Origin of the sequence: Paraburkholderia sp. SIMBA_030 (assembly GCF_046535245.1) — a bacterium.
Lineage (GTDB): Bacteria > Pseudomonadota > Gammaproteobacteria > Burkholderiales > Burkholderiaceae > Paraburkholderia.
In genome coordinates, this window is sequence record NZ_JAWRXB010000004.1 from 256,631 (window position 1) to 275,249 (window position 18,619).

23 protein-coding genes, 1 tRNA gene and 2 pseudogenes are annotated in these 18,619 nt (G+C 61.4%); 9 read left to right on the forward strand and 17 right to left on the reverse strand.

Going from position 1 to position 18,619, the window contains the following annotated elements:
• Positions 1 to 54: 54 nt before the first annotated feature.
• Positions 55 to 882 (forward strand): ABC transporter permease, encoded by an 828-nt coding sequence (locus SB772_RS08660; protein WP_410832848.1) that lies wholly within the window; start codon positions 55 to 57, stop codon positions 880 to 882.
• An 87-nt stretch (positions 883 to 969) separates the two neighbouring features.
• On the opposite strand, the gene SB772_RS08665 is transcribed toward SB772_RS08660, so the two are convergent.
• Both SB772_RS08665 and SB772_RS08670 read right to left on the reverse strand, forming a co-directional pair.
• Positions 970 to 1,392, reverse strand: coding sequence for a hypothetical protein (locus SB772_RS08665; RefSeq protein ID WP_211613292.1), 423 nt, complete (start codon positions 1,390 to 1,392; stop codon positions 970 to 972).
• Between the two features lie 464 nt (positions 1,393 to 1,856).
• A complete protein-coding gene (locus SB772_RS08670; protein ID WP_410832849.1) occupies positions 1,857 to 2,909 on the reverse strand; it encodes an NADP(H)-dependent aldo-keto reductase in 1,053 nt (350 codons plus the stop codon).
• A gap of 151 nt (positions 2,910 to 3,060) precedes the next feature.
• Here SB772_RS08670 and SB772_RS08675 point away from each other — a divergent pair, with 151 nt between their 5' ends.
• Positions 3,061 to 3,273 carry a DUF3820 family protein gene (locus SB772_RS08675; RefSeq protein ID WP_410832850.1) on the forward strand — a complete coding sequence of 71 codons (213 nt, stop codon included), beginning with the start codon at positions 3,061 to 3,063 and terminating at the stop codon, positions 3,271 to 3,273.
• A gap of 194 nt (positions 3,274 to 3,467) precedes the next feature.
• Positions 3,468 to 3,713 (forward strand): hypothetical protein, encoded by a 246-nt coding sequence (locus tag SB772_RS08680; RefSeq protein ID WP_410833000.1) that lies wholly within the window; start codon positions 3,468 to 3,470, stop codon positions 3,711 to 3,713.
• Between the two features lie 50 nt (positions 3,714 to 3,763).
• Here the strand turns inward: SB772_RS08680 and cysC are convergent, their stop codons facing one another.
• Both cysC and SB772_RS08690 read right to left on the reverse strand, forming a co-directional pair.
• Positions 3,764 to 4,333: an adenylyl-sulfate kinase gene (cysC, locus tag SB772_RS08685; RefSeq protein ID WP_410832851.1), complete on the reverse strand. Its 570-nt coding sequence runs from the start codon at positions 4,331 to 4,333 to the stop codon at positions 3,764 to 3,766.
• The gene (locus tag SB772_RS08690; RefSeq protein ID WP_410832852.1) at positions 4,330 to 5,973 is read right to left on the reverse strand and encodes a sulfotransferase; all 1,644 of its coding nucleotides are present in this window, start codon (positions 5,971 to 5,973) and stop codon (positions 4,330 to 4,332) included. Before SB772_RS08690 ends, cysC begins: the two co-directional genes overlap by 4 nt.
• Before the next feature lie 347 nt (positions 5,974 to 6,320).
• On the opposite strand from SB772_RS08690, the pseudogene SB772_RS08695 reads away from it, so the two are divergent.
• A pseudogene (locus SB772_RS08695) lies at positions 6,321 to 6,671 on the forward strand (hypothetical protein).
• Positions 6,672 to 6,985: 314 nt separating this feature from the next.
• Here SB772_RS08695 and SB772_RS08700 read toward each other — a convergent pair.
• The 4 genes from SB772_RS08700 to dusA form a co-directional block, all read right to left on the reverse strand.
• A complete protein-coding gene (locus SB772_RS08700) occupies positions 6,986 to 7,294 on the reverse strand; it encodes a hypothetical protein (protein ID WP_410832853.1) in 309 nt (102 codons plus the stop codon).
• Positions 7,295 to 7,443: 149 nt separating this feature from the next.
• Positions 7,444 to 7,695 carry a hypothetical protein gene (locus SB772_RS08705; RefSeq protein ID WP_410832854.1) on the reverse strand — a complete coding sequence of 84 codons (252 nt, stop codon included), beginning with the start codon at positions 7,693 to 7,695 and terminating at the stop codon, positions 7,444 to 7,446.
• A gap of 373 nt (positions 7,696 to 8,068) precedes the next feature.
• A tRNA-His gene (locus SB772_RS08710) sits at positions 8,069 to 8,144 on the reverse strand.
• A 103-nt stretch (positions 8,145 to 8,247) separates the two neighbouring features.
• Complete coding sequence (gene dusA / locus SB772_RS08715; RefSeq protein ID WP_410832855.1) at positions 8,248 to 9,249, reverse strand: tRNA dihydrouridine(20/20a) synthase DusA; 1,002 nt, start codon at positions 9,247 to 9,249, stop codon at positions 8,248 to 8,250.
• A gap of 347 nt (positions 9,250 to 9,596) precedes the next feature.
• Here dusA and SB772_RS08720 point away from each other — a divergent pair, with 347 nt between their 5' ends.
• Complete coding sequence (locus SB772_RS08720; RefSeq protein WP_410832856.1) at positions 9,597 to 9,863, forward strand: hypothetical protein; 267 nt, start codon at positions 9,597 to 9,599, stop codon at positions 9,861 to 9,863.
• Between the two features lie 174 nt (positions 9,864 to 10,037).
• Here SB772_RS08720 and SB772_RS08725 read toward each other — a convergent pair whose 3' ends face one another.
• Positions 10,038 to 10,280, reverse strand: coding sequence for a hypothetical protein (locus SB772_RS08725; protein ID WP_410832857.1), 243 nt, complete (start codon positions 10,278 to 10,280; stop codon positions 10,038 to 10,040).
• A gap of 105 nt (positions 10,281 to 10,385) precedes the next feature.
• Entirely contained in the window at positions 10,386 to 10,583 is a 198-nt protein-coding gene (locus tag SB772_RS08730) for a hypothetical protein (protein WP_410832858.1), read from the reverse strand.
• 240 nt (positions 10,584 to 10,823) lie between these two features.
• Here SB772_RS08730 and SB772_RS08735 point away from each other — a divergent pair, with 240 nt between their 5' ends.
• On the forward strand, positions 10,824 to 11,075 hold the full coding sequence (locus tag SB772_RS08735) for a hypothetical protein (RefSeq protein ID WP_410832859.1): 252 nt from the start codon (positions 10,824 to 10,826) through the stop codon (positions 11,073 to 11,075).
• 48 nt (positions 11,076 to 11,123) lie between these two features.
• Here the strand turns inward: SB772_RS08735 and SB772_RS08740 are convergent, their stop codons facing one another.
• From SB772_RS08740 to ssuD, 4 genes are read right to left on the reverse strand one after another with little or no spacing between them, the layout of a single operon-like run.
• Positions 11,124 to 11,339 carry a molybdopterin-binding protein gene (locus tag SB772_RS08740; RefSeq protein WP_007182147.1) on the reverse strand — a complete coding sequence of 72 codons (216 nt, stop codon included), beginning with the start codon at positions 11,337 to 11,339 and terminating at the stop codon, positions 11,124 to 11,126.
• Positions 11,340 to 11,386: 47 nt separating this feature from the next.
• Complete coding sequence (locus tag SB772_RS08745; RefSeq protein ID WP_410832860.1) at positions 11,387 to 12,385, reverse strand: ATP-binding cassette domain-containing protein; 999 nt, start codon at positions 12,383 to 12,385, stop codon at positions 11,387 to 11,389.
• Positions 12,382 to 13,212: an aliphatic sulfonate ABC transporter permease SsuC gene (ssuC, locus tag SB772_RS08750; RefSeq protein ID WP_410832861.1), complete on the reverse strand. Its 831-nt coding sequence runs from the start codon at positions 13,210 to 13,212 to the stop codon at positions 12,382 to 12,384. Before ssuC ends, SB772_RS08745 begins: the two co-directional genes overlap by 4 nt.
• A gap of 54 nt (positions 13,213 to 13,266) precedes the next feature.
• Entirely contained in the window at positions 13,267 to 14,427 is a 1,161-nt protein-coding gene (ssuD, locus tag SB772_RS08755; RefSeq protein ID WP_410832862.1) for an FMNH2-dependent alkanesulfonate monooxygenase, read from the reverse strand.
• A gap of 523 nt (positions 14,428 to 14,950) precedes the next feature.
• On the opposite strand from ssuD, the gene SB772_RS08760 reads away from it, so the two are divergent.
• Complete coding sequence (locus SB772_RS08760; RefSeq protein ID WP_410832863.1) at positions 14,951 to 15,376, forward strand: hypothetical protein; 426 nt, start codon at positions 14,951 to 14,953, stop codon at positions 15,374 to 15,376.
• Between the two features lie 89 nt (positions 15,377 to 15,465).
• Here the strand turns inward: SB772_RS08760 and SB772_RS08765 are convergent, their stop codons facing one another.
• Complete coding sequence (locus SB772_RS08765) at positions 15,466 to 16,596, reverse strand: enoyl-CoA hydratase/isomerase family protein (protein ID WP_410832864.1); 1,131 nt, start codon at positions 16,594 to 16,596, stop codon at positions 15,466 to 15,468.
• 46 nt (positions 16,597 to 16,642) lie between these two features.
• The gene (locus tag SB772_RS08770) at positions 16,643 to 17,443 is read right to left on the reverse strand and encodes a TetR/AcrR family transcriptional regulator (RefSeq protein WP_410832865.1); all 801 of its coding nucleotides are present in this window, start codon (positions 17,441 to 17,443) and stop codon (positions 16,643 to 16,645) included.
• Positions 17,444 to 17,541: 98 nt separating this feature from the next.
• On the opposite strand from SB772_RS08770, the pseudogene SB772_RS08775 reads away from it, so the two are divergent.
• A pseudogene (locus SB772_RS08775) lies at positions 17,542 to 17,775 on the forward strand (epimerase); the annotation flags it as partial.
• Positions 17,776 to 17,839: 64 nt separating this feature from the next.
• Here the strand turns inward: SB772_RS08775 and SB772_RS08780 are convergent.
• Positions 17,840 to 18,124 (reverse strand): DUF1488 domain-containing protein, encoded by a 285-nt coding sequence (locus SB772_RS08780; protein WP_410832866.1) that lies wholly within the window; start codon positions 18,122 to 18,124, stop codon positions 17,840 to 17,842.
• 288 nt (positions 18,125 to 18,412) lie between these two features.
• Here SB772_RS08780 and SB772_RS08785 point away from each other — a divergent pair, with 288 nt between their 5' ends.
• A complete protein-coding gene (locus SB772_RS08785; protein WP_410832867.1) occupies positions 18,413 to 18,610 on the forward strand; it encodes a hypothetical protein in 198 nt (65 codons plus the stop codon).
• Positions 18,611 to 18,619: the final 9 nt, after the last annotated feature.

The window sequence follows — 18,619 nt, forward strand, 5'->3', positions numbered from 1 at the left end:
CCGGCGCTGGCCACCTGCCGCTTATAGCTATAAAGACACTGCAAGAGACAAGCAATGGACGCACGCACTTACGACACCCCTGACGACACGCCGTCGAAGCAGGCGCCTTTCGCCGCTTTGCCCGCGAACGCCGTGAACTGGATAGCGGTATGGCGCCGCAACTATCTGGTGTGGAGGAAGCTCGCGATTGCTTCGATGTTCGGCAATCTTGCCGATCCGATGATCTACCTGTTTGGTTTGGGTTTCGGGCTTGGACTGATGGTTGGGCACGTCGACGGCGTGTCGTACATTGCGTTTCTGGCGGCGGGCACGGTGGCATCGAGCGTGATGATGTCGGCGAGTTTCGAGTCGATGTATTCCGGCTTTTCGCGGATGCATGTGCAGCGCACGTGGGAAGCGATCATGCATACGCCGCTGACGCTCGGCGACATTGTGCTGGGCGAAGTGATGTGGGCCGGCAGCAAATCGATGTTGTCAGGAGTGGCCATCATGCTGGTCGCGGGAGCGTTGGGGTACGCGAATTTTCCGTCGATGTTGCTGGCGTTGCCGGTGATCGTGCTGACCGGGCTCGCGTTCGCGAGTATCGCGATGGTAGTGACGGCATTGGCGCCGTCGTATGATTTTTTTATGTTTTATCAGACGTTGGTGTTGACGCCGATGTTGCTGTTGTCCGGGGTTTTCTTTCCTATCGCGCAGTTGCCCGCTGCGGCACGCGGTGTGACTCAGGTCTTGCCGCTGGCGCATGCTGTCGAGCTTATTCGCCCCGCGATGCTTGGACGGCCTCTTCAGGAGGCTGTTTTACACGTTGCTGTGCTGGTTGCTTATGTTGTCGGTGGGTTTCTTGTTTCTGCCGTTTTGTTTCGACGAAGGATGATGAAGTAGGTTTCTTTATTTGCCTACGCGGCACCTGTTGTGCCGCGTAGGCAAAAAACAAAACCAAAGCCCCCAATCAGGCGCTACGCGCAAAAATCAGTCTTCGTCATCCGTCCAGGGAATATCCACATCAGAAATAAAGGCCACCGTTGCAAACGGCCCGCCATCCTGACGTCCGATCTTGCCATCGGCCCGTTGCCATTCAACCCTGAACACCGTGGCAGGATCATCGGCAATCAACCTCACCGTGCGAACTTCATCAGGATCAGCCTCCTCGACAGGACCGTCGAGCGAAACCTGCAATTCCTGTGGCCATAGTCCATCGGCGGGATCGTAAATCTTGTCGCCGTCAGGAATCAGCGTGAACGCTTCCACGCCGATCGTCGCCGACGCCTCCACGATCATCTTGCCCAACGCGCGCAACAGCGCAGTCGCCCGCGCCGAATTTGCCTGGCGAATTGCAAGATCCCCGCGCGTCAGTGCCTGTTCAAGTTTTGGGTTTGTTTTTTGTTGCGCCATTCGATTTCCTGAGTCCTATCGCTCTGTTGTGGACGGCACGCCGTATTCACCGCGTACCTCTCTCCATTTTTTGGGCTGAATCGTACCACCGGTGTGCATCGCAGCATCACAACCTGCGCAATCAACCCGCCCAGTCGAGCCATACAGCCCGCCCCCGTCACCACAGTTTAGGTCGTGATTCGCCTTCCGGCAGGGAGATTTGCCTTTCAATTCGCCGCCCGCCGCCGATTCCCGATGCGGTGCGCCGAGCGCCGGCCAATATCACGGTGGGCGGCGGCCCGGGCGATCAGCCGCCATGCAGATGCAGATCTGATGTTCTGCGCGCTAGCGCGTTTGCTGGCGCTGTATGCGGTGCGCTCGACATTGAAAATCCGCTGAGCGCGCTTGAAGCCTGCTTAACTGAATCAAACCTCGTCGTTGCCGCGGCATCGAAGCCGGGGCAACGCAACTTCAGATCAACTGCATCACGGCGCCGGATTCGGCTGCAGCTCATGCAGCGCATCGATTTCCGCGAGCACTTCCGGCGAGAGTTTCATTTCGGCGCTGCCGATGTTTTCCTTCAACTGCTCGAGCGAGGTCGCGCCGATCAGATTGCTGGTCAGGAACGGCCGGCTGTTGACGAAGGCCAGCGCGAACTGCGCGGGCGACAAGCCATGGCGCCTCGCCAGTTCGACGTAACGCGTGGTCGCCTGAATCGCTTGCGGCTTGCTGTAGCGTTGAAAACGCTCGAACAGCGAGATGCGGGCGCCCGCCGGACGCGCGCCGCCTTCGTACTTGCCCGACAGCCAGCCGAAGGCCAGCGGTGAATACGCAAGCAAGCCGATATTGTCGCGATGCGCGTATTCGGACAGACCGGCTTCATACGTACGGTTCAGCAGGCTATACGGATTCTGGATGCTGACGATGCGCGGCAAGTCGAGTTTTTCCGCTGCGCGCAGAAACTGCGCGACACCCCACGGCGTTTCGTTCGACACGCCGAAATGGCGCACCTTGCCTTCCTTGACGAACTCGGCGAGCACCGACAGCGTTTCTTCGATCGGCACCGTGTACGCATCGTCGACCCACGGATAGGCGGGGCGGCCGAACGTCATCGTGCTGCGATCCGGCCAGTGCAACTGGTACAGATCGACGTAATCCGTTTGCAAGCGCTTGAGGCTATCGTTCAACGCTTCGGTCAGATTCTTGCGATCGAACTGGTTGCCCGCGCCGCGAAGATGGCGCGGATTATGCGGTTGACGCGCCGGCCCGGCGATCTTGGTGGCGAGCACGATCTTCTCGCGCGCGCTGCGATGCTGCGCGAGCCACGTGCCGATGTAGCGCTCGGTCGAGCCTTGCGTCTCGGGACGCGGCGGCACCGGGTACATTTCAGCGGTGTCGATCAGATTGACGCCGTGATCGAGCGCGTAATCGATCTGCGCGTGCGCGTCCTGTTCAGTGTTCTGCTCGCCCCACGTCATGGTGCCGAGACCAATCAGGCTAACCTGCACATCTGTGTCGCCGAGTCTGCGGTATTCCATCGAACTTGTCCTGTTGATTGTGTGAACGGAAAGCGCTGAAGTTACCACGCCGGCGCGATGCCTGCAGCGCAGCTAAAATGCTGGAGCAGCGGGCGGCGTCCCCGTCGGCATGCCGATCCTTTGCGTCGAAATTTCCGTCGAAACACCTGCGATGAATCCTGAACACCTTGAACTGCTGGTCACGCGCGTGATGCCCTACGGAAAATATAAAGGCCGCCTGATTGCGGATCTGCCCGGGCACTATCTAAGCTGGTTCGCAAGCCAAGGCTTCCCGCCTGGCGAAATCGGCCGGCTGCTGGCGCTGATGCATGAGATCGATCACAACGGTCTGTCGTCGCTGATCGAGCCGTTACGCAAGCGCTGAGCGCGTCGCCATGGAAACGGAATGAAGTACGGTAGAGCCGGATGAAAGTTGTCGTACAGGCAATTGACGCTTGTACAAATTCGCACAGACTTTGCCTTGACCCTCGCGAGGCCGTGGTCTTAAATTCGCTTGCCCCCCCCGCATCCTGCGCACGTTTGTTCGAGCGTTCGCACGTGGCACAACCCGCCTCGACCATGCCTCACTTCAGTCTGATGGCTCTACTGGATTTCATCGGTCACGACCTGTCGCCGGTGAGCGCCGTCATCGCGTTCTTTCTGGTCGGTTATCTGGCGGTCGGGCTGCCGGTGTATTTCCGCCAAGGCGCGGCATCGCGCGATGTGTGGGGCACAGCGGCCGGCGTGACGATGGCCGCGGTCTATGCGGCATTCATCATCGGCGTGTACCCCGCTTTGCATCACTCGGCCAGCTTGCTGCGGTAAGACGGTGCGGGTTCAGGCAGCGTCGATCCGATCGCGTCGCCACCCACATCTCAGAGCGCCAGATGCGCCACTTCCGTCGGGCGGTCATGCAAGTGGCCCGCCTCTGCCAGGTGCACGATCAGCTTGACGAGCGCCTCATCGAGCGAGAGCCGGTCGGTTTCGATCGCGACGTCAGGTGACAGCGGCGCTTCGAACGGCCCGGAAATACCGGTGAAATCCGGGATTTCGCCGCGTCGGGCGCGTGCGTAGAGCCCTTTGACATCGCGCGCTTCGCACACCGGCAATGGCGCGTTGATGAATACTTCGATAAAACCGTCACCGACGATTTCGCGCGCCATGCGCCGATGCTGATGCTCAGGCGAGATTACCGCGGCAATCACGACGAAGCCCTCCTGCTTGAGCAGCGCCGCGACATGTGCGACCCGGCGCAGATTTTCAGCGCGGTCCGCGCGCGTGTAGCCGAGGTCGGCGTTCAGGCCGTGCCGCAGCACGTCGCCGTCGAGCACGATCGAGCGCTGGCCCGCCGCGACGAGACGCTGGTGCAATGCGGTGGCCAGCGTCGATTTGCCGGCACCGGACAAGCCGGTCATCCATACGACAACGCCGTGGATTGCGCTCATGGTTTACGCTCCGGGTTGGTTGCCACGGCTGCAACGTCTGCAAGGTCGAAACCGGGCGATGCATGCTGCTCATACGGGGTAAAACTACCGGTGGCCGCCAGCGCCGGTCCCAAGCCGTCGAACAGCGGTTGCAGTAACGCCTGCCGCGGCTGCCAGCGCTGCACCGACGTCTTGTAGATCGGCCGGCGCACCTGTGCCGCACTAGCCGTATTCACCTGACGTTCGGTCTGGTGAAATGCGAGACAACGTTCGTCCCAGTCGAGCCCGCAGTGCACCAGTAATCGACGGACATTGCTCTCCAGATCTTCGACGAGGTCCTCGTACTTGACCTCGATCATCGCGCCTTCGGGCAGCACGCGTTGCCAATGCGCCATCAGGGCGTCGTATGCACGGTAGTAGCGGCCGAGTTCGCCGAGGTCGTAGCCGAACGGTACATCATGAAAAATCCGCGAAAAAATCGACAGGCAGGTTTGCAGCGGCGAACGGCTGCTGTGAATGAAGCGCGCGTTCGGCAACGCCAGGTGGATCAGCCCGACGTTGATGAAATTGAACGGATATTTGTCGGTAAAGCGCGTGTAGTGCAGTGCTTCGTGCTGCATTTCGTTGTCTGCTTCGTTGTGCGCACCGGCCGCTAATTCCGGCAACGCTGCGTGTATGCGATGCAGGTAATCGGCACCCAGCGCACCGAATTGCGCCGCGCCGGCGTCTTGCAATGCTTCGATATCGATTCGCAGCGGATCCTCGCGATCGCGCGCGATGCAGCGCACCAGCGCCTCGCCGAATTCCACGCGCTCACCCGCGCCAAATACCTGCGGATGGCTTGCGAGAATCTGTTCGATCAAGGTCGAACCGGAGCGCGGCATGCCGACGATAAAAATCGGTGCACGCGATGGATCGCCGAGACCGCGTTTGGCCGCCAGCACATCGGCGCTGAGCAGCTCAGGCAGATGCGCAAACAGACTGAGCGACGCGGCTTCGTCATAGCGCACGCCCGCGCGGTACAGCGCATTGCCCTGCAAGAAGTGCTCGAACGATGCATCGTTGCGGCCCGCGTCGGAGAGCGCCTGGCCATATGCGAAGTGAATCTCCGCCTGATTCGCCGGCGTCAGCGAAGCTGCATTGCCTGCCAACTGCTCCAGCGCGACGAACACCGGATCGTCGGCGCTCAAGCGCCTGGACTGCACGAAGTTGCGGTAATACAGCGGGACCTGAGGTGCGGCCTCGATCGCGCGACGATACGCTTCATGCGCCTCGTCGAAACGCCCGAGTGCCTGCAGGCAGTTGCCCATGTTGTTGTGCGAACCATCGGCTTTCGGGTTCAGGCGAATCGCCTGACGATAGCAGTCCACCGCCCGTTCGAGCCGATGCATCTGCTCGAACGTCCAGCCGAGGCCGTGGTGGAAATCAGTGTTCTGCGGGTCGAGCGCGATCGCTTCCTGATACCGGAAGACTGCTTCGGGCAAACGGTTCAGCGTGGCTAACGTGGCGCCGAGCCGGTCGTATATGGAGGCGTCGGCGGGATCGAGCGCGCGGGCGGATTCGAAACGCTCGAGCGCTGCTTCGAGTTCACCGCGAGCGGCATAGGCGTCGCCCTCGGCGCGCCAGTCTGATGCGGTAGCCGGCTGTGGATCGTGCTTCATTGACGGCTGGTTTTCGCAGGCTGCACGTGGCGCGGCCCGAGCAAGGTGGGAATGCGTTCTTCATCCAGCTTCAGCGCAGGCTTTATCTGGATTCGTTGCAAATTTGTCTGATGGAAAAATAACAGGCGCGAATTAAAGTTGCATTCCGTAAATTTAACCAATTATTACAGAACGCTAAGCTGGTAACGGCAAAGAAAGCAGCCCGGATGCCCGTCTGGCTTGGCTGAAGCCTCAGTTACAACGATATGCAAGCAGCAGCGGCACGCGTGAGCCGTAATCTGCGGACACAAATGGTGCTGAACTTGCCGTCATGCGTTTTTTCTCATTTTAATATGAGGGAGAAGATCATGAGCAAGCTCATTAGGCCAATGGCTTCTTTGTTGGCGATAGTGGCGAGTCTCACCGGATGCGTCGTTGCGCCGGGATACGATTATGCCTATGCGCAACCGTATTACCCTGACTACGTTTACGGCCCCGCGTATCCACCGGTCTAGGGCACGATCGGCATCTGGGGCGGCGGTTGGGGCGGCCCGTGTTGCTACCATGGCAACGGGCATTGGCACGGCGGCGGTGAGCACGGCGGCTGGCACAGCGGCGGTGAGCGTGGCGGCTGGCACGGCGGCGGGTATGGCGGTTACCACAGTGGCGGGAGCGCGTGGCAAGGTGGCAGTGGCGAACACGGCGGACATAGTCATTGAACTGCACTGCGATGCGCCGCAACACCGTTTGCTGTGACGCCATGGAGCATTGATTCCGGCTCACCTTTGCGCGCGCACCTCGGCGTTGCGCACTTTATGTTTATGGTGGGTGCGGGAATGGCGGGCACGTCGACCAGCCATTCGAGCGCGAGTGCGGTCGTGCCTGCTTCGCCGCTACTCCACGGCCGCCAATGTGGTTGATGTCCTGCAGCGGCGTATCAAGCCGGCGACGTCGCGAACTTCGCGCACGAGGAGCAGATAGCAGATGCCGCGGCATGAAAGTCGAGCGCACGCGCGAACATACCGGCGCTCAGTCAAACCTGCGGAAGATCGTCCATGGACTTTTCGATATTCCCGTCGGGGACCTCCGTGTCAATCCCATCAGGGCCGTTGGTATGCGCAACGATCTTGATTTTCGGACCCAGAAATCTCACACCGCCAAGGGTAAAAAGGGACCAACACACGTCTCCCGCATGGATCGCCTTGACCACTTCGATCACCTCGACAACCTCGGTCGGAGACAGCCAGTCATGCGTCTTCGGGTCGACGAGAGCCCAGCGCACGTGCGTGACACGGTCAGTTGCGGGGTTAATGCGCACGCCGTCGATCGCAAACGTAGCCATATCTACCTCCATCATCCTGACAAAGGAATCTCAACATTATGCGCTGCTTCCTTTCGTGGCTCTCCAGCCAGCCTCAACGCCGCACGCGGCTATGGATGGGATGTCAATCCGTGGGTGTGGGTGGTCGAGTTTCGGTGTACCGACTGATGTCAGCCGTTGCCAACCAACGTGTCGACAAGGTCGCGCCCCGCGCGATAGGCCGCATCAAGCGCCTCTGCTTCGGTCTCAAAGATGTCGCTGAGCTCATAAAACTGCGTGCGTTGCCCGGCATGACGCAGGTCGGCGCCCGGTCGACAAACATATCCGTTGTAATGGTATGGGGTATCTGGCGCCGGAGGTCCGTATGCAAGGATCGGCAGCACCCAGATCTCAAGTCCTTTGTAGTCGATTTTTTCCCACATGGATACCTCCAACATCGGGATCGCGGGACCGTCGCGCGGGGCTATGGCGGGGACATCAACCCGTGAGTGCAGATGACCGGCAATTGACGAAGCCTTCCCAATATGGCGCTGATCCAGACCATTTGCAATTACGCCGTGCGCTGAGGTTGAGGTGCGATCAAGGCGACATCACGACGAAGCTCGAAAACTGCGACGAGGATGCATCTGATTTCGCCGCGCACGCAAACCTGGGCACAACGCATCGGCACCATGCTCGACGCAAGGTGAAGGTGGCGAAAGCGACAGAGTAAATTCCGAAAACAAAAAAGCCGTTCCGAATTTTGCATTCTGGAACGGCTCTTAAGGTGCAACTATTTGAGTCTGCTGAATTCTTTGGGGTGGCTGATGGGGCTCGAACCCACGACAACAGGAATCACAATCCTGGACTCTACCAACTGAGCTACAGCCACCACTGACATCTGCTTGACTTGCTGAGAAACTCGTTGCCGAGAAACTTGGCCCGTCAATGAAGAAACGAGATTATACGAACAAGAATCTCGTTTGCCTAGTCCTTTATTCAAAAATTTCGACTGGCTCACGCAGATGCTGTCTTGCCTCGTCGAAGATGCTCAGATCGCGCGCGGCGAGACGCTTGCTATCGGACAAAACACGACGCCATCCACGCGCGCCTGCCTCGCCTCGATACAGACCCAACGCATGGCGCGTGATCGCGCCGAGGTACGTGCCCCGCGCCATTTCCGCCGCGCAGTATTCAATCAGTTTCGCTTCGACCTGCTCGCGCGTGAGCGGCGCATCCGTCGAACCGTAGAAACGCGCATCCACGTCGGCCAGCACATACGGGTTGTGATACGCCTCGCGCCCGAGCATCACGCCATCGACGTGTTGAAGATGCGTCTGCACTTCGTCGAGCGTCTTGATGCCGCCGTTGATGATGATCTCCAGACGCGGAAACTCGCGCTTCAACTGATACGCGTACTCATACTTGAGCGGCGGAATCTCGCGATTTTCTTTCGGGCTCAAGCCCTTGAGAATCGCATTGCGTGCATGCACAACGAACACACTGCAACCGGCGTCCGCGATCGTGCCGACGAAATCGCGCACGAAACCATATTCCTCGACCGCATCGACGCCGATCCGATGCTTGACCGTTACCGGCACCGACACTGCGTCGCGCATTGCCTTCACACAATCGGCGACGAGTTGCGGCTCGTTCATCAGGCAAGCACCGAAAGCACCGCGTTGCACGCGCTCGGAAGGACAACCGCAATTCAGATTGATCTCGTCATAGCCCCATTGCTCGCCGAGTTTTGCCGAGCGCGCGAGGTCGTCGGGCTCGCTGCCGCCGAGTTGCAAAGCGACCGGCGCCTCTTCCGGCGCGAACGCCAGATGGCGCGATACGTCGCCGTGCAACAACGCGCCGGTGGTCACCATTTCCGTGTACAGCCACGTATGGCGCGATATCACGCGATGCAGCGAGCGGCAGTGGCGATCGGTCCAGTCCATCATCGGGGCCACGGAAACGCGGCGTGGATTGGGAGTTTGAGTTTGGGACATGGTGCGGCCAGACGGCGTAAATCAAAGTGCAATTTTACCGCAAGTGGACAAACGCCCAGAAAGCGTCGGCGAAAGTGCCGGCACTCCCACAAGACCGTCGATAACCGCTTGGCCGACCGGGTCTTTCGGACCGGAAAACGCTTGATTGGCGGGGTCGGAACGCCGCTCAACCTTGTCTTATATACCTCTGACAGATTGTTCCAGTATCGAGAATAGTAATTTCAGATTATCGGTACAAATTTTCAATAGTAGGGGTATACACTGCCCTGCATCGACGTTGCAGACACACCTCACCGGCCACTGCGACGCCTTCTAGAACCGAAGTCGAACGTTATTGGAGTCATACCATGAAGACCAAGCTTATCGCCGCCCTGCTGGTTGCTGCTTCCGCCTCGATCGCAGCCCCCGCTTTTGCTAGCGGCTACGGCCCGGCGCCGTTCTATCGTCCGTCGGTCGGCGCACCGGCTTCGCAACAAGGCCAGAACGCGCAAACCGTCGCTGCTGAACGCACCCAAGCCGAATCGAACGCATACGGTGGCGTGAAGACCGTGTCGTCGCAATCGGGCACGCGCGAACCGGTTTCGGGTCCGCAATCGGTTTTCTTCGGCCACTAAATCGTTGCCGTTGTGCCTGCTGGCCGCCATAGGCAGCAGCTGAACTGGGCGCCGCGCATGAAGGATTTGATGCCGGCGCCCAGACTAGCTAGACGCACAGCAGTCTCCAGCAGTAAAGGCAGGACCATCAGCCTAGACGAAAACCCCCGCCTTTGCGCGTCCACACGCGGCCCGCTAAGCAGCGCGCCTGCTGTCGATCACCTCACGCGCCGCCCGAAACGCCGCCTCGGCCGCGGCATGCTCGGTGGGCCATAAGCTGTCGATGTGCACAAGCCGCCAGTCGACCACTACCACCTCGCCCTGCAGCACCCGAAAATGCGCTTTAACGCCGGTGAGCACCTGCTCGACCGCGACTTCGATGTCGTAGTCCCGATAGCGCTCCTCGTAGTCGCCCATATCGAGGCCCTTCGGCTGCATGTTCGCCTCCGTGGTCAAGTTATAGCGTGTACACAGCCATACCTGAGCGGCGGGCCGTCATACAGGCTCGCCAGGAAATGCACCCGCCCAGCTCTCGCCGAACGATCAATCGCAATCGCCCGAAAGATACTGCCGGCCGTTGCAGGTGATCTCGACATGGCCGCCGTCAGCTTCGGCGACGAGCCCGCTTGCCAGCAACTCGACCGCCACGGTCTGCGCAAGCTTCGGCACAGACTGTCCGACGCCGACGTCGTTCAGACGCCGCAATGCTTCGATCGCCTCGGGACTCAATGACTTCGACATGGCCGTCTCCATCGTGACGCCTGATTCATCCTAGCAAGTTTCCGGTGCTTGCGCAGGAGCACGTAGAGGCACACAACGGGCTCACAGCGGGCACGCAGCGTGGCGGTGCGGTTAAGCGCCGGGAATCGAAAGCAGGAGCGAACCGGCGAATTTTCCGCGCAACGCCGGGTCTATCCAACGTGCACTACAGCAACGAAAAAGCAGGGAGAACCAGCAAGCGGCATCGCAAAGGAGGATCAGATGAAACGAAGCAGATGGGCAGCGCTGACGGCGAGCGTCGCGTTTGCGGGATGCGGCGCGTGTGCTACAGCCGCGCTCGCGCAAACGCCAAATCCGGCACCGCAGAATAGCGGCGCGTCGATGGTCAAGCCGCCGCCGGGGGCGAGCGGCCCGGTCAATCCGGAGAACATGCCGATGGTCAAGCGCCCACGCAAACCGACTAACGACAAGATGATGCACGAACCGCCAGCCAGCAGCGCCAACGCGAAATAGCATCGGCACGCGTGGCAACGGTATCGGCGAAACGACACATCGCGCGGCTTACAGGCGCGCGATCGACACCTCCGTCGACTTCACCAGCGCGACCACTTCCGAGCCGACCTTCAGTTCGAGTTCGTCGACCGAGCGCGTGGTGATCACCGAGGTGACGATACCGAACGGCGTATCCACATCGACTTCGGATACCACCGGCCCGCGGATGATTTCCTTGACCTTGCCTTTGAACTGATTGCGTACGTTGATAGCGGAAATGCTCATATCGAGTGACTCCAGAGAAGCGATTGAAAACGGTCAGTCAAGGTATGTCAGACGGCCCAGCGGACGTCTGTCGGCCGCGCAAGACGGCTCTCGTCACGTGCGTCGTAAACGCGACGGGACAGCGCGTCGTCGTTCGGCGCCGTCTTCAATACGCGTTGCAACACATGTTCTTCCAGCGCGGCAAAAACGGCCGAAGCGCGCGCCCGCGGCCGCGCGAGCGGCACTGGCTGATCTAGCGCGATGTGCCCTTCTTCGATCAGTAGAATCCGGTCGCCCAGCGCCACGGCCTCGTGCACGTCGTGCGTCACCAGCAGCGCGGTAAATCGATGCTCACGCCACAGCCGTTCAATCAGCGCGTGCATTTCGATGCGCGTCAATGCGTCGAGCGCACCGAGCGGTTCGTCCAGCAGCAGCAATTGCGGTCGATGCACCAGCGCACGCGCCAACGCGACGCGCTGCCGCTGACCGCCGGAAAGCTGCGCGGGCCAGTCGTTGGCGCGCTCCAGCAAGCCGACTTCGGCGAGCACTGCGCGCGCATCTTCACGCGCGCGGCGGCCAAGACCGAGCATCACGTTTTGCAGCACGCTCTTCCAGGGCAGGAGGCGCGCGTCCTGAAACATGATGCGGGTGTCGAGCGGCTGGCCGTCTTCGGCGCGCTTTTCGAGCACGCCCGAGGTGGTCTTTTCCAGGCCGGCGACGAGCCGCAGCAAGGTCGACTTCCCGCAGCCGCTGCGACCGACGATCGCCACGAAACTGCCGCGCTCGATCGACAGATTGAAATCGGACAACACCGTGCGCTCGCCATACTGCTTGCCGACGCCGCGCAATTCGACCGAATAATCGGCGAAGCGGCCCGCGTCGTTGCGCGCCAATGCGCCCTCCGGCGATACCCCGCCGCTCCGGTTCACGCCGTGCGTCCGATCGGCGCGGTCGAGTCCAGCCGCTTCGCCAGCGTCGTGATCCGTGATGCGCGGCTGCGCCAGTTCGGCTTCGAGATCGCTGCCCGCGATGCCGCCGAACGACGCCGACAATGTCGTTGCGCTCATGCTTTCGCTCCCCGTTGATAGGCCGGATGCCAACGCAGCGACACGCGCTCGAGGCTCTTTGCCAGCAAGTCGGCGAGTTTGCCGAGTGCCGCGTACAGCAGGATGCCGACCACCACCACATCGGTTTGCAGGAATTCGCGTGCATTCATCGTCATGTAGCCGATGCCCGATTGCGCGGAAATCGTTTCGGCGACGATCAGCGTGACCCACATCAGCCCGAACGCGAAGCGCACGCCGACCAGAATCGACGGCAGCGCGCCCGGCAAGACCACATGCCGGTACAGCGCGAAACCCTTCACGCCATAACTGCGCGCCATTTCGATCAGATTCGCATCGACCGAGCGGATGCCGTGAAAGGTGTTCACGTACACCGGGAAAAACACGCCGAGCGCGACGAGAAACACCTTCGCTTCCTCCTCGATACCGAACCACAGGATCACGAGCGGAATCATCGCCAGCGCGGGGATGTTGCGGATCATCTGCACGGTCGAATCGAGCGCGACTTCAGCGGGCTTGAACAAACCCGTCGCAAGGCCGAGCACGAGTCCGATACCGCCGCCGAACGCGAAGCCCGACACCGCGCGCCACGTGCTGACCTTCACGTCCGCCCACATCTCCCCGGACTGGATCAGCGACCACGCGGCCTTCACGACCGCGAGCGGTTCGGGCAGCACACGTGTCGACAGAACGCCGCTGCGCGCGGCGACTTCCCACGCCAGCAGAATCGCGAGCGGCGCGAGCCACGGCGCGAGATGGGTACCGACGCGGCGCAACAAGCCAACGGCCCCGCTTGCGCCGCGTTCCGCATTCACAGTGGATTGAGCCATGATTGCTTTCCTCATTCCTTATCGATTGGCATCGCTGCCGAATCCAGCAAGCGCTCAGCTCGCGCTCGCCGCCTTCGGCAGGTAGTTGTTGCCGACGATCTCGCCGAACGGACCCGACAGCGGGCCATTCGCCGTCTTGCTGCGACGGTTCGGCAGCAGCGGAAACACCAGCTCGGCGAAGCGATACGACTCTTCGAGATGCGGATAACCCGACAGGATGAACGTGTCGATGCCGAGGTCGGCGTATTCCTTCATGCGTGCGGCGACCTGCTCCGGATTGCCGACCAGCGCCGTGCCCGCGCCGCCGCGTACCAGACCGACACCCGCCCACAGATTCGGATAGACCTCGAGTTCCGCGCGGCCGCCGCGCTTGCCGCCGTGCAACGCGGCCATGCGGCGCTGCCCTTCGGAATCCATCTTCGAGAATGAAGCCTGCGCGCGGGAAATGGTTTCGTCGTCGAGCTTGCTGATCAGCTTGTCGGCGGCGGCCCATGCTTCTTCTTCGGTTTCGCGCACGATCACGTGCAGACGAATGCCGAACTTGATCTCGCGGCCATGCGCCCTGGCACAGGCGCGAATGTCCGCGATCTTCTTCGCGACGGCGTCGGGCGGCTCGCCCCACGTCAGATACGTGTCGATATGCTCGCCGGCCATGTCATGCGCGGCCGGCGACGAACCGCCGAACCACAGCGGCGGATGCGGGTTTTGCACCGGCGGATATAGCGCCTTGCCGCCCTTCGAGCTCAGATGCTTGCCGGTGAACTCGATCGAATCGTTGGTATGCGCGGCGCTCAGCAGCTTGCGCCAGATGTGCAGGAATTCGTCGGTGATTTCATAGCGCGTGTCGTGATCGACGAACACACCGTCGCCTGCCAGTTCAGCCGCGTCGCCGCCGGTCACCACGTTGATCAGGAGACGTCCGTTCGACAGACGGTCGAAGGTCGCCGCCATACGCGCCGCGAGACCCGGCGACGAAATGCCCGGGCGAATCGCCACCACAAACTTCAGGCGTTGGGTCGCGGCGATCAGGCTCGACGCCACCACCCAGGCGTCCTCGCACGAACGGCCGGTCGGCAGCAGCACGCCCTCATAGCCGAGCGTGTCGGCCGCGACGGCGATCTGCCGGAAGTAGTCATAATCGGCTGCGCGTGCGCCTTGGGAAGTACCGAGATAGCGGCTGTCGCCGTGAGTCGGAATGAACCAGAACACATTCATTTGCTGCTCCTGCTTGTTCGAAACTGGATGGGGTGGAGACGGCGTGTCGAGTGAAAGCGCACACGCTGGCCGCGCGTTTTCACCCGGCACGCGGCCGGGCAATGCGTCGCAAAAGGGGCGGAATTACACAACTCAACGCGGTTTGGCGCGCTCTAGTTCCGACAGCGCAACCGCCGGCGCGCGTGCGCCGTGGAGCGGGTGAGGATCGGCATCAGGCAGGACATCGCGACGGCTTCCCTCGACCAAACGTGCGCGTCATGCGCTCGATTAAATGGGCGACGGCGGCAACACCGTCTGCATGGAGAAACAGTCTATGGATCGGGCCACGGCTTTTGAACGATTTTTTTAAGCTTAGGTTTTCCACTTTCGTGATTAGCCCGACGCTAAAACATACGGCTTTCGCGCGGTGCGCACGCGCGAAAGCGAATGGCCCTCGGGGTGGCCCTTATATAATGGCGCACATTTCCGATAATCCGGTGCAGGCCGCGCGAACCGCGCCGCCTGAGTTCTCGCGGTGCCATGCATGCAAAAACTTATCCTGCCGTTCGTCGCCGGTTTTCTGGCTTCCCTGTTCTTTCACGAATCGACGCTCGCGCTGCTGCACGCAGCCGACCTGATCGACCCGACGGGTTTTTCGACTGCGCCGTTTTTGCCGCTGGGCTTGCCTGAGTTCATTGCGAACGCGATCTGGAGCGCGTTCTGGGCGGTGCTGATGGCCTGGCTGTTGCGCATCGCGCCCGAACGGCGCGCGCCGTGGGTGCCGGCCTTCGTATTCGGCGGCATTGTGTTGACGGCGGCGAGCGTGTTCGTGGTCGGTCCGCTACGCGGCATCTGGCCGAGCGGCAACATGCTGCCGCGGCTCGCAGTGGGTTTCGCGGCGAACGCGATGTGGGGCTGGGGCGCGCTGGTGTTCATGCGCGCATTCATGGCGGGCGAAGACGAGGACTGAGCGAGGACTGGGTGCCGTCTTGACGCTCGATTGCAAGGCTATGCCGATGCGGGCACCGGCATCGTCTTTACCGCCGTTCCGACTTTCTCCTAGCCGTGCAGATCGCGCAGCGGATGTTCGTTTGCCGGCCAAGGGCTTTCGAACATCTTCGCCACGTCAGCGGCGCTGACGTCTTCGATGTGCGCGAAGCGCCAACGCGGCGCGTTATCCTTATCGATGATGCGCGCGCGAATCCCTTCGATCACGTCGCCATGCTCGAAGCACGTGCGCGTCAGATCGAGATCGCAGCGCAGCACGTCCGCCATCGAACCCTCGGCCCGCGTCACCACTTCCAGCGACACCGCCATCGACAAAGGCGAACGCTCGCGCAATACGCCGATCGTCTGCTCCGCCCAGTCGGCAGCGTCGCCATCGCTTTCGCGCTCGAGCGACGCGAGTATCTGCACGACATCGGGCAACGCGAAATGCCGGTCGATCAACGCACGGGTGCTCGCGAGCGACGAACTCTCCGGATTCGGCACGACTTGATGTGCGCCGGTCTCGCGCGCGATGCACGCCACCACGTCGGAACCCCGTTCGAACAATTCGCTGCGCAATGTATCGACCAGCGCGGGCAGCGCTGAATCGTCGATATAGGCGTCGGCGAGACCTGCGTAGAGCGCGTCGGCCGCGCCGACGGCCTCGCCGGTGACCGCCAGATAGCGGCCGAGCGCACCCGGCGTGCGCGACAGAAACCAGCTCGCGCCAACATCGGGGAAGAGTCCGATACGCGTCTCCGGCATCGCCATTCTGGTCGAGTTGGTCACGACGCGCAGACCGCCGGTGCGATGCGCCCCCTGCGAAATCCCCATGCCGCCGCCCATCACGACGCCGTTCATCAACGCGATATACGGCTTCGGATAGGTAAAGATCGCATGATTGAGCCGGTATTCCTCGATGAAAAACGTATCGCGCACGTCGTGTTCGCCGCGCTGTGCCGACTCGTACAGAAAGCGGACATCGCCGCCCGCGCAAAAAGCGCGCGGATGCTGGCTGCGCACCACCACCGCGAGCACGTCGGGGTCTTCGCGCCACTGGTCGAGCGCCGCGTGCATCGCGCGAATCATGCCGGTCGACAGGGCGTTGAGCGCCTTCGGGCGCTCCAGTTCGATGAAACCGATGCGGTTGGCTATGTAGGTCGCGACTTCGTCGCTGACGGCTGGCGAGGCGGAACTGGACATAGTGAGCTAAGCGCGCGGGCGCGAAGTGAACCGGAACTGAACGTTATCACGCGCTCGCTGCTTTCGGCTTGGTGGACGATCGTGCGGAAGATTCGGTGCGTGCTGTGGTGGACCGTTTGCGAGCGCGCGTGTTTTTTGCTGCGGGTTGCCGCGCCGCAGGTCCGGCCTGCGGCTCTGCCGCGTGCCGCGCGCCGAGCCATGCATCGAGCGCAACGTCCACTACTGTGTCGAGCGACGCGCCCGGAAATACCGGGCATGTGAGATTGAGCGCGACGATGCCATGCATGTTCGCCCAGAAAGCCTCGGCCCATACCGCCACGTCCACCGATGCGGGCAAGCGCTCCGCCGCCTTCAACTCGTCGAGCGCGACGATCATGATGCGCAACGCGGCGTCGCCGGGATCGTCGTCTGCTTTGAGCGGTGCGCCGCTCTCGTCCACCAGAGCCATGTCAGTCGATGCAGCCGGCGCGGCAACGCCGCCGAGCGCGGCGCCGGTGTAGCTCGGATCTTCCATGAAGATCAGCCGGTAGGTTTCCGGATGCGCAACGCCGAACGCCACATAAGCGCGCCCGAGCGCCTTGAGCCGTTCAGCTGGATCGGCGATCCGCGCAAGCGGCACGAAGGTCTCGAGCAGTTGCGCATAACCTTCCGCGCACAACGCCTGAGCGATCTCGTCGCGGCTCGCGAAATGAAGATACAGCGTGGCAGGTGAATATTCGATGGCGTCGGCGATCTTGCGCATCGACAACGCAGCAAAACCTTCACGCATGACGATGCGCCGCGCCGCATCGAGGATGCGCTCGCGCAGCGCCTGTTTCTGGCGAGTTTTTCGTTCAGTGATTCCCATGAAGCGCATTTTCGGGTTGACAAACTGAAAAGTCAAATTAAACTGAACACTGTTTACTGAACGCCGTTCATAAAATTTATTCGAATCAGTCAGGCCTCGGCAAAACCATGTTGCGCGTGCTCGGCCTGTTCAATCCGCTGATGCGGGAACTGGTGGAGATGAATTACCTGATGACGGAGCCCGTAGTGCTCGACGGCACCGCGTTGAGTACGTTGATCGGACCGATCGCCAAAACCTCGTACGAAGACGGTATCCGGCAGTCATTCGCCGCAGCGCGCGAAGCGGCCTCGGCAACCGCTGCGACAGACCGGACCACGGCGAAACCTGCTTAGTCGCGGCCGGGTTTTGCGAGCGCAGGCGTGTGTAGGTGTGCGTAGGCGTGTATGCCGCCTTGTATCAGCCCGCGACGTTGCCAGGCGGAAAGTGGCCGCTCTTGAGCAGCACAGGCGTGCCGTTACTGATTTGCAGATGTTCGCGCGCGACCGCCTCGATGCGCGGACGTCCGGCGTCGAACGCGCGCATCCAGCCTTCGAGATTCTCGCTGTAAGCGCCGAAGTGATCTTCGAGCGCTTCGACCGAGATCGCGCACGGCACGGGTTCGCCATCCACCAGCGCGGGAAACACAACAGTCAGATTCGAGTCGCGGTAAGCGGGCGCGTCCGCGGGAAACCGAATTTCCATGGTCGCCTCATCAGAAATATCCGACAGAAGACTGACGCCGGCGCAAACAGGTCAGCTTCGGAGAACGTCGATATGGTACTCGCCAGGCCGGATTGCGGTCCAGTCTCCCGAACTCCCTTCCCGCACGTCTCGCGCCGCCGCCAACTGTCTCCGGGCAGGCGGCCGACATGCTTGCGCGCGGCCTGTTCGAACTCGAAAAATCGCGTGGCACTTGCGTCGCTTGTTCCGGTCGAACAACGTCATCGGCACAGCCTGTGCTGACGCAAATTCGAGTTCAGCAAGCGCGATATGGGAAAATATTTTCTGCAAAACCACGAACTGCCCGAGCCGGATGCGGCAAACCACTGGTTTGCTTACGCCGAAAATCACGGCATCGACATTCCGAAAGCCATCAGCATCTGGGAAGACGCGGCCACTGAAGACGGCGCGGAAAGCCGCCGGATAATCGGCGCGGCGGGCATCACGATCGAGACGGCCGGGCAGTAAAGACACGGC

Coding starts and splice junctions, on each gene's coding strand:
- SB772_RS08660 (WP_410832848.1), top strand. CDS start 55: ATGGACGCACGCACTTACGACACCCCTGACGACACGCCGTCGAAGCAG.
- SB772_RS08665 (WP_211613292.1), bottom strand. CDS start 1,392: ATGGCGCAACAAAAAACAAACCCAAAACTTGAACAGGCACTGACGCGC.
- SB772_RS08670 (WP_410832849.1), bottom strand. CDS start 2,909: ATGGAATACCGCAGACTCGGCGACACAGATGTGCAGGTTAGCCTGATT.
- SB772_RS08675 (WP_410832850.1), top strand. CDS start 3,061: ATGAATCCTGAACACCTTGAACTGCTGGTCACGCGCGTGATGCCCTAC.
- SB772_RS08680 (WP_410833000.1), top strand. CDS start 3,468: ATGCCTCACTTCAGTCTGATGGCTCTACTGGATTTCATCGGTCACGAC.
- cysC (WP_410832851.1), bottom strand. CDS start 4,333: ATGAGCGCAATCCACGGCGTTGTCGTATGGATGACCGGCTTGTCCGGT.
- SB772_RS08690 (WP_410832852.1), bottom strand. CDS start 5,973: ATGAAGCACGATCCACAGCCGGCTACCGCATCAGACTGGCGCGCCGAG.
- SB772_RS08700 (WP_410832853.1), bottom strand. CDS start 7,294: ATGGCTACGTTTGCGATCGACGGCGTGCGCATTAACCCCGCAACTGAC.
- SB772_RS08705 (WP_410832854.1), bottom strand. CDS start 7,695: ATGTGGGAAAAAATCGACTACAAAGGACTTGAGATCTGGGTGCTGCCG.
- dusA (WP_410832855.1), bottom strand. CDS start 9,249: ATGTCCCAAACTCAAACTCCCAATCCACGCCGCGTTTCCGTGGCCCCG.
- SB772_RS08720 (WP_410832856.1), top strand. CDS start 9,597: ATGAAGACCAAGCTTATCGCCGCCCTGCTGGTTGCTGCTTCCGCCTCG.
- SB772_RS08725 (WP_410832857.1), bottom strand. CDS start 10,280: ATGCAGCCGAAGGGCCTCGATATGGGCGACTACGAGGAGCGCTATCGG.
- SB772_RS08730 (WP_410832858.1), bottom strand. CDS start 10,583: ATGTCGAAGTCATTGAGTCCCGAGGCGATCGAAGCATTGCGGCGTCTG.
- SB772_RS08735 (WP_410832859.1), top strand. CDS start 10,824: ATGAAACGAAGCAGATGGGCAGCGCTGACGGCGAGCGTCGCGTTTGCG.
- SB772_RS08740 (WP_007182147.1), bottom strand. CDS start 11,339: ATGAGCATTTCCGCTATCAACGTACGCAATCAGTTCAAAGGCAAGGTC.
- SB772_RS08745 (WP_410832860.1), bottom strand. CDS start 12,385: ATGAGCGCAACGACATTGTCGGCGTCGTTCGGCGGCATCGCGGGCAGC.
- ssuC (WP_410832861.1), bottom strand. CDS start 13,212: ATGGCTCAATCCACTGTGAATGCGGAACGCGGCGCAAGCGGGGCCGTT.
- ssuD (WP_410832862.1), bottom strand. CDS start 14,427: ATGAATGTGTTCTGGTTCATTCCGACTCACGGCGACAGCCGCTATCTC.
- SB772_RS08760 (WP_410832863.1), top strand. CDS start 14,951: ATGCAAAAACTTATCCTGCCGTTCGTCGCCGGTTTTCTGGCTTCCCTG.
- SB772_RS08765 (WP_410832864.1), bottom strand. CDS start 16,596: ATGTCCAGTTCCGCCTCGCCAGCCGTCAGCGACGAAGTCGCGACCTAC.
- SB772_RS08770 (WP_410832865.1), bottom strand. CDS start 17,443: ATGGGAATCACTGAACGAAAAACTCGCCAGAAACAGGCGCTGCGCGAG.
- SB772_RS08780 (WP_410832866.1), bottom strand. CDS start 18,124: ATGGAAATTCGGTTTCCCGCGGACGCGCCCGCTTACCGCGACTCGAAT.
- SB772_RS08785 (WP_410832867.1), top strand. CDS start 18,413: ATGGGAAAATATTTTCTGCAAAACCACGAACTGCCCGAGCCGGATGCG.